Raw genomic sequence first — 12,980 nt, 5'->3', positions numbered from 1 at the left:
GTGGTTAAACGTCGGATTCGTGCCGGATCTGGTCCAGGTTAACGGTTTTAAAATAACTGTATACTTTTAAAATAATAGCCAGCGCCACCGCCGATTCCGCAGCCGCAATTACCATAACAAATACTGAAAAAACCTGGCCTTGCATCAGGTCGGGTTGGTGCCGGTTAAAAGCCACCAGGTTTAAATTGGCCGCATTAAATATTAGTTCGATGCCCATTAATACCACAATGGCGTGCCGCTTGGTAATAACCGCCAGAATGCCCAGGCAGAAAAGCACGGCTCCGAGTAATAAAACAGGTATTAACGGAATATTATTCATGTTTATCTTCGGTACTGATATAAGCAGCTCCCATTAAAGCAATAAGTAAAATCAGGGAAGCTACTTCAAACGGCAGGGCAAAGTTAGTAATCAACCGGATACCAATGGCAATAATGCTGCTTTTTGTATTTACCGGGGCAGCATCCGCCACGTTAATGCCTTCGAGGTATAAATAATCAGCGGATAATATTAAATAAGCTAAACCGCCAAAAAGAATGCCCGCTACCAAAGCACCGCTTATGCCGTTCACGGACTCGGACTGCACGGCCCGGCCCTGTACCTGGTTACTCAGCATAACCCCGAATAAAATGAGCACCAGCACTCCGCCTACGTAAACCATGAGTTGGGTAATAGCTACAAAATCGGCAAAAAGCAGAACAAAAATAGCGGCCAGTGAAAGCAAGGTTACCAGCAAACCAAAAGCCGCGTACAACACGTTTTTTGTGGCGAGCATAAAGGCTGCTGAGGCGATGGCGAGAAAACCGAAAACATAAAAAAATATGAGAACTAGGCTCATTTATATCTGTAAATTTTTATAATAATTAATTCAAATCTAATTAGCCATTCAAACTTAATTGCTAATAGCAAATTTTAATCCGGTTGCTTTCGCCTTGCCGACTATTACTTTTCTCCTTGCTGAAATTAACCCTTCCGCCCGCCGGGCACCTGCCCTAAATTATAGAAGGAGTTTTGAAAGTCTCCAGACAAACGTAATATTAAATATTGCCTTTCGCGGCTTCTTGCTTGGCCCGGAGGGCGGCGGCTTTGGCTTCGGCGATTTCGGCTTGCTGCTGTTCGTATTTTTGTCTTTTTTCCTGGGCTTGCTCCGGCGATAAATCCGTATAATGGTAAATCATATTTTTTATATCAACTTCCGGAAAATCGTACACCTTCGTCATGGTTAAGCAATCGGTGGGGCAAACCGTGGTACACAAACCGCAATAACAGCACTTAGCTAAATCAATATTAAATACGGCAGCGTGTAAGCGTTTTTTGGTACCATCCGAAGTAATGCCAATATCTTCGGTGGCTTTGATGGATTCTATTTCGATGCAGTTAACCGGGCAAATTTTGGCGCACAGGTCGCACACAATGCAGTCGTCAATTTCGTTGTGCAAGCGGTAGCGGCCCACTTCGGGCACCGGCAAAGATTCGTACGGATAGGTTAAGGTTACCAGTCCTTCGGGTTGCTTAAAATAATTCGGGTCGCTTACGAAGGTGGGCTCCCGGCGTTTGTTGGCCCGGAAGAAATGCTGCAAGGTTAGTTGCATACCTTTCAGGAGGGCGCCCACCACCGAAAAAAAGCTGTTATTATATTTGTTTGAAATATATTCTTTCATAAACTAAATCATCCATAAACGCCACAATCCGGCTAGCAGTACCAAGGCCAGCATGATCGGCGTAAAAACCTTCCAGCACAGGTGCATCAGTTGGTCTACGCGCAAACGCGGATAAGTCCACCTGATCCAGATTTGGGTGTAAAGCAATAGAACCGTTTTAGACAGTAACCAGAAAGCGCCCCATAAATGGCCGGTCAGCGCACCCGGCGTGCCAGTCGTCCAGGAAGCCAGTTGTACGCTGCCAATATTCGGAAGCGGCGTGTTCCAACTGCCTAAAAACAAAACTACGGCCACCAAACTTACCAGCACCATCATCGAATATTCGGCCAGGAACAAAGCCGCAAACCGGAAACCCGAATATTCTACGTGGAAACCCGCTACCAGCTCCGACTCCGCTTCCGGAATATCGAAAGGCGCGCGGTTGCATTCGGCCAGCGACGAAATAAAGTAAATAATAAAGGCAATAAATAAAAACGGCATCCGAACGATATTCCAGGTAGTTATGCCGCCCACGTTGGTTACATCCAGGTTCAAAGCTTTCAGGCCGAATAAATAATTAACTTCCTGCTCCAGACCGGCAAACTGGTTCATTAAAATGCCCTGCTGAAAGCTTATTTCCTGCAAATCCAGACTCTGGCAAATCATGACTACACTCAGCACCGCTAAACCCGCCGGAATTTCGTACGACACAATCTGCCCCACCGAACGCATAGCGCCCAACACTGCGTATTTATTATTGGAGCCCCAACCCGCCATCAGCAAACCAATTACATCGAGCGAAATAATAGCCAACAGGTAAAAAACACCTAAGTAAGCACCCGAAGCAATAGCCGAAGGCGTAATTGGAATAACCGCAAAACCCGCCAGCACCGCCGCAAACATTACAATCGGGGCCAGTGCAAAAAGCCGTTTATCAGCCGCCGACGGAATAATGTCTTCTTTCTGCAGCAATTTTACCACATCCATCACCGATTGCAGAATGCCATGCGGGCCGGTCTCCGTTGGCCCCACCCGGTCCTGGATAAAGGCCGCCACCTTGCGTTCGGCGTAAGCCGTTACAATTACTAGTAGCAGTAAGAATACAATGCAAAGGATTAATGCCAGCATAATAATCCGAAATGGTGGGGCAAAGTTATTTCATTTGGATGAATAAAATAGAATAAGTCTTAATAATCTTACCCAAATGATGGCTTTGTTTAAAAGCAAAGGAATATTTATTGTTATTCTTCCAACAAATGCGCTAAAAACTGGGAGGTATTGTTGATGATACCGGGTGCGCGTCGGTACCCAATGGCACATCCTTCACCGGCCCAAAACACCCCGGTTTGGTAAAGATTACCGGCTTCGTCTTGCGGAAACTGGCAATAGCGCTGGTAAATTTTGGGCTGGTCGGCAAATTCGCCTTCGGTCCGAATAACAGATTCGCCGCTTTGAATTACTTCTACGTTCTGGCCTTCGCGGCCGTAAAAAGGTTTGGTTACGTAATGACCGCCCAGCCGACCAAAAGAAGTTTCTAACAGCAAGGGGTGGTACGGAAAGTTTTGCCACAAATAAGCCAGCATGCCCTTGCTTTGTAATATTAAGGTATAAGCCGGGTTGGCAATTACGACGTTGCGGGTGCGGAGTAAAATATCTAAATCTTTAATCAGTTCCGGTTCTTCCCAGGCCAGTTGCTCCCAGGGCAATAATTTATATACAAACGAAAAACGCTGCCATTCGTCGGTGCTGGTTTGGGCCCAAATGCCGCGGTCTTCGCCAAAGGCTGTAAAAGTTACTTCTTCTATCGCACAAAGATGCGTATCGAAACCTGCCTCCTGGGCAACCTGTGCCAAAACTTCGCAATTGGTATAATCTTCGGCGCTGGCGCCTATGTAGGTTATCAGCAAGGCCGGTTCCAAATCATTATTTTTCTCTAACCACCGACTAAATTGCGCTACCAAAGCCTCGTACAAACCAGAGGCCTGGGAAGCATCATTTTTACCGGCGGCGGCTAAGCTGGCCCATTGTACCACAGCTGTTTCGGGAATACCAGTGGCGGTATCAGCGTTAAATTCTATTAGTTTAGGACCATCGGTAGTCTGGGCCAGGTCGAAGCGGCCGTACAAATGCCAGTGCCGGTCATCGTTCCAGGAATGCCGCACCAAGCCCCACAAGTTTTCTGGTATTGCCAATTGGCGTAGGAAATCGTCGGGTAAATCATCGGGCACAACGCCCACCATCATTTCGTAAAGCTCGTCGGCCGCGCGTAATAAATCATCAGCCTGGGCCTGGGGCAACACTACGGCTTCGCCGGGCAAATAATTGCTGCATTCATCTTCGAGTACCCAATTCCAACCCAACCCGTGCAAAGCCGAAGCAATATCGCCGCCGTGGCTTACCAGTTTTATTTTATTACTCCAGTTGGTTGAACCAATATTTTTATCTGCAGAATAGATGGCCACTTTTTTTGTTTTTAGGTTTAAAATGCCAGACGGTATGAAGGCTTTAAGTTGAAGCTAAAAGCTGTTTCGGAAAATTATTAAATGGTGTTACGCAAAAGTTCGGCAAATATTAAATTTTGGCATTTTGAACCCACTCGTGTCATTCCGTAGGAAACTATTGAGCATGCAGCCAAATAGTTTCCTCCTGAATGACAGAGATGGATTGCTTAAATCCATATTATTTAAAATTTTATTATTTAAACTTTTGCCTAACAGCAGTTAAATAAAACAGCTATAAAAAACCCGGCAAATTTCTAAACTGCCGGGTTTGCTGGTAAAAGTATTTTCTGGTTGAAATTTAGATCATCGAAAAATATTCAGGTGAAGACAACAACAACCAAATAATCATTACGAATAAAAACCACCACTGCGGCCGGAGAAAACACCGGAGCGGCCGGCTGGAGCTGCCGTACGGCGGCTGGTATTGGTACCCGTACCGTAAGTAGCGCCCCGGCCCCGTTGCTGCGAAATATCGTTGCGCCAGGCGCTGGTGCGGTTCATTACGTTGGGGTTGGCATAATACCGAGGGTTCGGCGACATCATCCGGCCGGCCATGTACCCAATACTGCTCCACATAAGTACATCCATCATGCCAAAACCGTTGGTGTTAGTAGGGTGCACCGAAGCATATTGTTGCATTTGCTGTTGCAGGGCTTCGCCTTTCAGGGTATCTATCTGGCCATCGTAATGCCGCACAATGGCGGCCACTTCACCAACACCAGCCGGACGCTCATCGGTTATCTGCCATTTATCGGGGCTTACCTCGGTTAGTTCGGTAATTACGCCTTTGGTATTAGTTTGTCCACCCGACCAATCGGCTGTGGCGCCCTGCTCCGTTTGGTTACCATTATCACAAGCGGTCAGGCCCAAACAGGAAGCAGTGGCTACTATCAGCACATTGCGTTTCCAGTCGCCAATCCGTAAATATCTTCTTTTCATAAATTCAGTCGGTTATGTGCAGCCCGAAAGCTGCAGTCTTGTATTAAATAGAACGTTTATATCACCGTAATATTTAGGTTTTTGATGGATTTTACAGTTTTAACAGGTAATATATTACAACCCATTTACACGGGAAGCCAAAAATATTGTTTCTATAGCTAAAAATCGCCTACTCCCACAGCGGATAATGTTCCAGTTGTACTTCGCGCCCGAAGAAAATGCGGGTAGAAGCTTCAAAGGACCGGGTAAAATCGGATACGTAAAAAGTATGGTCCTTTGTTAAGGCTTCGGCCGCTAAGTTTTCTTTTTCCAGAAAAGTTTTCACGTGCTGCGCCACAATCTGCGAAGCATCCACAATCTCTACCCGGCCCTGGTAATAATTACTTATCTGATTTTTGATCAGCGGATAATGTGTACAGCCCAATATAAGCGCTTCTATATCCTGCAGCGATGCATCGGACAAATAAGCCTGAATAATGCTCTCGCTAATATTATTATTAAAAAACCCTTCTTCAATCATAGCAGCCAGCAAGGGCGTAGCCACCGAGTGCAAAGTAATATTTTGGTTAAGGTCGTCTATTTTTTTGCGGTAAACATTAGAGTTTACCGTTTGCTTGGTGCCAATCAGGCCAATGGTTTGGTTGGGGTAATGTTCGCCCACGTACGCAATTACCGGGTCAATTACATTTAAGGCTTTGGCTTTGCTGCCTACGTATTCGCGCACCAAATCGTAAGCCGCTGCCGAAGCTGAGTTGCAGGCAATTAAGATAACCTTACATTTTTGCCGCACCAGCAAATCGCAGATTTTAACCGCGTAAGCCTGGATGGCCGCCGTGGATTTATCGCCGTAGGGTAAATGCGCGGTATCACCAAAGTATAATATTTGTTCATGGGGCAATAATTCGGTAATAGCATGGGCTACCGTAAGGCCGCCTATGCCGCTGTCGAATATGCCAATAGGTTGTTTTTTGCGTTCTGTTTCTGCCATTTTCTGCACTGCTGAAGGGCAAAGTTAAGAGAATAAATTATGGTTTTTAGCTTATCCGTAGTTTTACTAACGGTATTTTTACTGATTGTTTTTTATAATTAATCCAATAACAATATTCGTTATTTAAGTATTTATCAGCTAGTTAATTATAATAAATTTTATAATTAAACTCTAACTATTTGAACAACGAGGGCGTATAAGCCCATACAGTGAGTTTATTACTGTTAACTAAAAAAGGAGATAATAATATATGAGATTTATTTCAACAAGGGTCCATGGGATAATGGATTATCTGATGGGCGTTTTATTAATAGCTTCCCCTTGGATTTTTAATTTTGATGCCGGTGGTGCCGAAACCTGGGTACCTGTTATAATTGGTATCGTCATGCTGTTGCAAGCCATCATGACCGATTACGAAATGGGTATGATTAAAACTATTTCGATGCGTACCCACTTAACCATGGATTTATTGGCTGGTCTTTTCTTAGCCGCTTCACCCTGGATTTTTGGTTTTAGTGATACCGTTTGGGCGCCGCACGTAATTTTAGGTCTGATGGAAGTTGCTGCTTCTTTAATGACCCGTACCGTGCCAACTTATGCACACTCTAGAAACCCGGTTAGCAATGCCGTTAACGACATTACTGGTAACCATCATAACCGTTTGTAATAAAACGGTAATACAAACAGACAAACAACTTTAATTAAATAAAAAAGGCCGGCTAATCCGGCCTTTTTTATTTTCCTGTTTTCAAGTAATTAACTTAGCCTAATGCACGTAAATAATTTATTTTTGTGCGTCTTAGACTCATCTTCAACAATAATAAGTAAATTATTGCTAGCCTATTTGGTTAAGCTCTGATTGAAATTCATCTTCTTCTTTTGCTTCAACCAGTTCTATTTTTATTCCGTTGTCATTCTCTTTTCTTTTATTTGGTGATACAGGAACTGGTCCGGCCAAACTCATTCCAATGGAGGCCAGCACCATCAGCAACACCACCGCCGACAACTTCAATATTCTTTTGAAGTTTTTCATGATTGTACAAATAGGGATAAGTTGCCACCGTATCAGCAGCAACTAATATTTAAATTATTTAAAATAGAATAAGCGAGGAAAGTGGTTATCCCAAAAGGGAATGGGGCACGTCTTCAGCTAATCTTGGCGGGATAGCTTTTAAGTATAAAAATTTAACAGGTGGGCTGAGCGAAAAAGCTTGCTTAATCAGCAGGGCTATTTTAGTTTTTACAAGATTACTATAAATAATTAAGGCTTTCCTGAATTCGGTTCTGCTGAAAACTACGGTAGTGTTTGCAGTATGAAATTGAGAAGCACTCTTGTAAGAAACCGTTCGTTTAGCAGTAGACCTAGTTGCAGAAACCCACTCTATTGTTGTTTTCGGTTGGTGGTTTATTTCGGAACCACTTGTATAACCCGAAAAAGCAAAAACATTCAGAAACAGAACTATATACAATAGTCCTGTTTTAAATTTCTTTTCCTGCATAACCTTTTCCGTTTTCATGCAATAATTTTCAGCAGTACAGGCCTTCATTTTGTAGCTGATATTACGAAATATTTTTGAATTATAAGCAGGCTACTCCAATATTCCAGCAGAATACAGCCTAGCAGTCAACTTATTAGCATTCGCCGGCAGCAAAACCTCTAATTACTTAAACTCTATTTCTAATCAATATTTCCAACGAATCTTTTCTGTATTACTTAATCAATAACCCAACCTATAGTGCTTTTATTTAGACTTAATGCTTGCTTCGAACGGCGAGGCCGGCAATTGCGCTGTATTATACAGGTTAGCTCCTTCAGGGTTATCGGCCCAGGCATACCTTACGGTTACCGGATTAGCAATGCCCTCCTGCCACACAAATACCTGATTGCCTTTTATTTCGGCTTTGGCCCACACAAACTTTTTATCCTCCCCGGAAATCGCAAAATACTTTAGTTCTTTATTACCCAAGGCTACTAAACCGCTGCCGGTATGCGCAAACGATATAATGAGTTTATTATCCTCTCGTTTTACCGATTTAAAAATTGGACCTGATGGTATTACTTTTTTGTCGTTATAGGCGAGGTTCATGGCTTGGAGAGCCAGGCGTTTGCCTATGGTTTGTTTATTTAACGGGTGAATATCGTTCCATTCGCCGGCATCTATGGCTACGGCCAAACCGGTGTTCGGAACAGCCAGGGTATTTAATTGCGCTTGGCGTAAAGTTGCCCAATTACTTTCGGTTGGCTTATCGCTCGTTTCCATAAAATTAGCTAGCTGTACCATAATAAAAGGGAAATTTCCTTGGTTCCATCGCGTCCGCCAATCCTGAATAAGGGTTTTCATTAGGTTGGTGTAATTGCCCGGATTGTCGGTGTTAGATTCACCCTGGTACCAAACCACTCCTTTTATGCTATAATTTAGGAGGGGAGCAATCATGGCATTAAATAATCCGGTAGGTTTCCACCGCACGGTTGTTTGCCCCGGCACTGGCTCCATTTTAGCCCCGAGTTTATATTTCCACAGTCCGGTTAAATCAAGCGAGTCCTGGCCTAGCACCAGTTTATAAGGTTTATCCGGTACAAACCCGCCCTTCCCCGATTGGCTAATAACCCGAACTGCAATTATATTTTTACCCTCTTTTATAATATTGTTTTGCAATGGATATTTCCGGGGCGGATATTGGTAACTGGTTGTACCCACGAAAACCCCGTTTATAAAAACTGAATCGGCATCTACAATTCTGCCGAGCAATAGTTTAGCCGGTTTACCCATTAACGTTTTAGGTACATTTACTTCTTTCCGGAACCAAACCGAGCCATTTACCGCTCCTAATTTATCATCGGCCCAATACCCCGGAATATTCATCTGGCTCCAGTCTGCATCATTCAAAACCGCCCCAGACCACTTTTGCTTTACACCTGCATCGGTTTGGTTTAAAAGCGTATGCCAACTATTATTTACCTGGCGGTTACTTTCTTCTATTTGGGCAATCAGGTTATCGTCTTTAAACTTTTGAGCTTCCTGGTATTGCGCCGGGAAACTTTTCAGGGCGGTTTTGCTAATCCAGGCTTCGGCAGGCGAACCACCCAAAGCCGAATTAATTAAACCAATCGGAATTTTGTATTTGGTATACAAATCATTGGCAAAAAAATAAGCTACCGCCGAAAACTTATAAATATCTTTTGCATTTACGCTTATCCACTGGCCGGCTTGTAAATCTTTATTCGGACCTTTAAAATTATATTTATCCTGCACCTCAAACTGTCGAATATGAGGGTTATCTGCTTTGGCTATAATTTCAGCGTATTTGTCGCTAACCCTGGCCATGGGCAGTTCCATGTTCGATTGGCCGCTACAAATCCAGACATCGCCAAAAAGAATATCTTTTACGGTAACAGCATTGCTGGCCGAGAAGACCATTTCGTGAGGTCCGCCCGCTACTTGGGGCGGCAATAATATGGTCCAATTGCCTGCTTTATCGGCGGTGGTACTGTACTGTTTATTATTGAATTTTAAACTAACTTTTTCGCTAGGTGCAGCCCAACCCCAAACTTTGGTTTTGGCATCTCTTTGTAAAACCATGCCGTCGCTTATCAGGCGTGGTAACTTAATTTGGGCTATAGTCTTTGTACTTGTAAAAAGAAGTATTAAAAGTATTAATGACTGGATTTTATTCATTTATAATGAAGGATGTTATTGCTGATTCTGTCGGACAATAAGAAAAATAAAGGCCTGAAATGTACAACTATTTAGAGGAGAAATTTAAAGGAAAGTCAGGCCGATTTTCTTGTTAAGATCCTTTTCAAATATTCTAATTAAGGTTGAAAGTTGTATATCACCTCTTGCATTTTCGATTCTGGAAATGTAGCTCTTTTTAGTCCCTGCTTTCTGAGCCAACTGCTCTTGCGTCATCTTTGCTTCTTTGCGGGCTTGCTTCAGCATCTCACTTAAAATAAACATCTGAGCGCCTTCTTCATATTTATTGAGGCTGTCTGTACCAATTTTTCCGTGTTCCCTTTCGATCAGTTCGTCGAACGTTTTAACTCCTTTATAATCTGTCATGGCTCTTTCCTCTTAAGTGTAAAATATTCATTTTTAGTCGCATCGTATTAAGTTAGGCAACGTTTCCTATCTTTTTTCTAACTTTTCTATAGCTTTTAAAATAGCCTCCCTATTCTTTGCTTCCTTTATGAAATTTGGTAACCGCTCAACCATTGTTGTATGGGTGGTGGTTTGCCTTTCCCTCAATTTGGAACTCACATAATTTTTTATTTCTTGGAGATGGCGTCTATTATAAGCCCAGAACAGATTTCCTCTAACATTCTCCTGAAACCATAAAGCCAATTTAAATATAGGGTCAATTGCCTTTCCTGAATTTTTATAAGCCAATTTGACTGCATCATTCCTGGCTGTGAATGTCCGCATAACACCACAATGAGGGCATGCAAGAGAAACTTCGTTAACTTTTTCTTTTAAATTAGGAATGACTTTCTCAAAATGCTTTCCACAATTGTCGCAGTTTCGGATAATTGTCACATTATACCTTATTAAATCCTTTGCAAATTCTAAATGGCTACAATTTGAACAATACAGTTTACCATTATTCTGAAAACAGGAATCATCAACTGTAATCTCTGCTGCATTTGCACACTTAGGACATCTAACTAAAAAGTCAGTCATGTACCATTGATGAGCGGCTGGTAGTCCTGAATATCTTAATTGTTCGTTTATCATTATGAATGCTACCTAATTTGCTTATAAACAAAAGTATTACGTTTAACCCTCCAATTTAGAGAAATATAAGCAAAAGTTTATATTAGAATTTATACTTATCTCTTGTTCGAGAAATATCAAATACTTAGAAATCTCCTTACATCTCTGCTCTAGTTTTACTTTCTCTTTTCCAGCATTAAGCTATTTTAGGTAACTTTGTAGTATGAATTACCTTTCGGCTGAATCTATTTCTAAATCTTACGGCGAAAAACCGCTTTTTCAGGATCTTAACTTTGGCATTAGCCAAGGCCAGAAAATTGCTTTGGTGGGCATAAACGGCTCCGGCAAATCTACTTTACTAAACGTACTGGCGGGTAATATTCCGCCCGATAGCGGCTCGGTGAGTGTGCGCAAAGGCGTTAAAGTAGGCTTTTTGGGGCAGCAACCGGTTTTTAACGAGAGCTTTACCGTGCAGCAAACCATTTTTGCTTCGGGTAACCAAATATTAGATACCATTCAGGAATACGAACGCTGCCTGGAAAACCCAAATACCAGCGCGGCTAAAATGCAGGAATTAATTGAGCGCATGGATGCCCTGCAAGCCTGGGAATACGAGTTAAAAATAAAGCAAATATTATCGCAGTTAGGTATTCATAACCTCGATAGCCAGATAAGTACTTTGTCGGGGGGCCAACGGAAGCGGGTAGCGATGGCGCGGGTATTAATTGATGAGCCTGACTTGCTTATTCTGGATGAACCAACCAACCACCTGGACCTGGATACCATTGAGTGGCTAGAAGGCCTATTAGCCTCTTCGCAGCAAACCTTGTTAATGGTAACCCACGACCGGTATTTTCTGGACCGGGTGGCTACCGAAATTGCTGAACTGGAACGGGGCAATATTTACACCTACAAAGGCAATTACAGCTATTTTGTTCAGAAAAAAGACGAGCGCGAGCAGCAGCAGGACGCCGAAATTGAAAAAGCCCGGAACCTGATGCGCAAAGAACTGGAATGGATGCGCCGGCAACCACAGGCCCGCGGCACCAAATCCAAATCCAGGATTGAAGCTTTTTACGATTTAAAAGATAAGGCGAATTCTAAAGTAACAAAAGCCAACTTAGAATTATCGGTAAAAACGACGCGGCAGGGCGGCAAAATTATCGAAGTAGAACACATCAGCAAGGCTTTTGGTGAGAAGAAAATATTAGAAGATTTTTCTTACACTTTTAAAAAGAAAGATCGCATTGGTATTATTGGCAAGAACGGGGCGGGAAAAACCACTTTCCTGAATATGCTAACGGGCAAAATTAAACCCGACAGTGGCGTAGTTGAAACTGGCGAAACAACCGTTTTTGGCTACTATACGCAGCAGGAACTTACTTTTAAAGAAGACCAGCGCGTAATAGATATTGTGAAAGATATTGCCGAAGTAGTAGAAACCGGCAACGGCGAAACCATAACGGCGGCGCAGTTTTTACAGCATTTTCAGTTTAGCCCGGCCATGCAATATACGTTTGTGAGCAAACTTAGCGGCGGCGAAAAACGGCGGCTTCAGTTGCTGCGGGTACTTATTAAAAATCCCAACTTCCTGATTCTGGATGAGCCGACCAACGACCTGGATATTATTACCCTTAATATTCTGGAAGACTTTTTACTAAACTTTGGCGGTTGTTTATTAATTGTATCGCACGACCGGTATTTTATGGACCGGCTGGTAGAACACGTATTTGTATTTGAAGGCGATGGTGAAGTTAAAACCTTCCCCGGCAATTACACCGATTACCGCGAATATTTAGCGGAACAGGAAACAGAAAAAAACCAAATCAAACCCGCTCCTGCCCCAACCACCCAAGCGAACAACCAGCCCGAAGCTAATAAAAAGAAAAAAGCTTCTTTTAGCGAAAAACGGGAATTTGAGCAGCTAGATTCCGAAATTGCCGAACTGGAAAATCAGAAAGCAGCCTTGCTCCAGGAGATGAACAGCGGAAACGCAGATCATCGTAAAATTACTGAAGCAGCGGCTTTACTAAAGAAAGTAGAATCAGAACTAGATGCTAAAACCGAGCGTTGGCTGGAGTTATCGGAATTAATGGACTAATCCCAGACTATCATGCTTTCGGCCCAACTAAAAGCAATGGCTGTTTAGAAATATTTAATATTAAACAGAAAATCCCCTCCTGAGAGGGGATTTTCTGTTTA

At 42.9% G+C, this 12,980-nt stretch carries 14 protein-coding genes; 2 read left to right on the top strand and 12 right to left on the bottom strand.

The genetic code is table 11. The features are described 5' to 3' along the window. Nucleotides 1–4 precede the first annotated feature (4 nt). From nuoK to murI, 7 genes are all read right to left on the bottom strand, one after another. The gene (gene nuoK, locus F0145_RS08800; protein WP_150087999.1) at nt 5–319 is read right to left on the bottom strand and encodes an NADH-quinone oxidoreductase subunit NuoK; all 315 of its coding nucleotides are present in this window, start codon (nt 317–319) and stop codon (nt 5–7) included. Then, nucleotides 312–773, bottom strand: a complete 462-nt coding sequence (locus F0145_RS08795) for an NADH-quinone oxidoreductase subunit J family protein (RefSeq protein ID WP_223815906.1) — start codon at nt 771–773, stop codon at nt 312–314. The genes nuoK and F0145_RS08795 overlap by 8 nt, the downstream gene beginning before the upstream one ends. 262 nt (nt 774–1,035) lie before the next feature. Further along, the gene (locus tag F0145_RS08790; protein WP_150087995.1) at nt 1,036–1,659 is read right to left on the bottom strand and encodes a 4Fe-4S binding protein; all 624 of its coding nucleotides are present in this window, start codon (nt 1,657–1,659) and stop codon (nt 1,036–1,038) included. A 3-nt stretch (nt 1,660–1,662) separates the two neighbouring features. Continuing rightward, entirely contained in the window at nt 1,663–2,766 is a 1,104-nt protein-coding gene (locus F0145_RS08785; protein WP_150087993.1) for a complex I subunit 1/NuoH family protein, read from the bottom strand. Between the two features lie 113 nt (nt 2,767–2,879). Next, nucleotides 2,880–4,100 (bottom strand): glutathionylspermidine synthase family protein, encoded by a 1,221-nt coding sequence (locus F0145_RS08780; protein ID WP_223815905.1) that lies wholly within the window; start codon nt 4,098–4,100, stop codon nt 2,880–2,882. A gap of 387 nt (nt 4,101–4,487) precedes the next feature. Continuing rightward, a complete protein-coding gene (locus F0145_RS08775; RefSeq protein WP_150087991.1) occupies nt 4,488–5,078 on the bottom strand; it encodes a hypothetical protein in 591 nt (196 codons plus the stop codon). A 169-nt stretch (nt 5,079–5,247) separates the two neighbouring features. After that, complete coding sequence (gene murI / locus F0145_RS08770; protein WP_150087989.1) at nt 5,248–6,066, bottom strand: glutamate racemase; 819 nt, start codon at nt 6,064–6,066, stop codon at nt 5,248–5,250. 250 nt (nt 6,067–6,316) lie between these two features. Between murI and F0145_RS08765 the strand changes: the two genes are divergently transcribed. After that, entirely contained in the window at nt 6,317–6,733 is a 417-nt protein-coding gene (locus F0145_RS08765; RefSeq protein WP_150087987.1) for an SPW repeat protein, read from the top strand. 168 nt (nt 6,734–6,901) lie between these two features. Here the strand turns inward: F0145_RS08765 and F0145_RS08760 are convergent, their stop codons facing one another. The 5 genes from F0145_RS08760 to F0145_RS08740 all read right to left on the bottom strand — a co-directional run bounded on the left by F0145_RS08760 (nt 6,902) and on the right by F0145_RS08740 (nt 10,799). Beyond that, entirely contained in the window at nt 6,902–7,099 is a 198-nt protein-coding gene (locus F0145_RS08760; protein ID WP_150087985.1) for a hypothetical protein, read from the bottom strand. A gap of 85 nt (nt 7,100–7,184) precedes the next feature. Beyond that, nucleotides 7,185–7,583: a hypothetical protein gene (locus F0145_RS08755; protein WP_150087983.1), complete on the bottom strand. Its 399-nt coding sequence runs from the start codon at nt 7,581–7,583 to the stop codon at nt 7,185–7,187. Between the two features lie 225 nt (nt 7,584–7,808). Next, on the bottom strand, nt 7,809–9,647 hold the full coding sequence (locus tag F0145_RS08750) for a sialate O-acetylesterase (protein ID WP_223815904.1): 1,839 nt from the start codon (nt 9,645–9,647) through the stop codon (nt 7,809–7,811). 180 nt (nt 9,648–9,827) lie between these two features. Further along, complete coding sequence (locus tag F0145_RS08745) at nt 9,828–10,127, bottom strand: helix-turn-helix domain-containing protein (protein ID WP_150087979.1); 300 nt, start codon at nt 10,125–10,127, stop codon at nt 9,828–9,830. Between the two features lie 66 nt (nt 10,128–10,193). Beyond that, a complete protein-coding gene (locus F0145_RS08740; RefSeq protein WP_150087977.1) occupies nt 10,194–10,799 on the bottom strand; it encodes an FmdB family zinc ribbon protein in 606 nt (201 codons plus the stop codon). A gap of 202 nt (nt 10,800–11,001) precedes the next feature. Between F0145_RS08740 and F0145_RS08735 the strand changes: the two genes are divergently transcribed. Continuing rightward, nucleotides 11,002–12,879 (top strand): ABC-F family ATP-binding cassette domain-containing protein, encoded by a 1,878-nt coding sequence (locus tag F0145_RS08735; protein ID WP_150087975.1) that lies wholly within the window; start codon nt 11,002–11,004, stop codon nt 12,877–12,879. Nucleotides 12,880–12,980: the final 101 nt, after the last annotated feature.

The organism is Adhaeribacter rhizoryzae (assembly GCF_008629685.1).
Taxonomy (GTDB): domain Bacteria; phylum Bacteroidota; class Bacteroidia; order Cytophagales; family Hymenobacteraceae; genus Adhaeribacter; species Adhaeribacter rhizoryzae.
The sequence above is the reverse complement of the archived record's forward strand: the minus strand, read 5'-3'. Positions and strand labels throughout refer to the sequence as shown.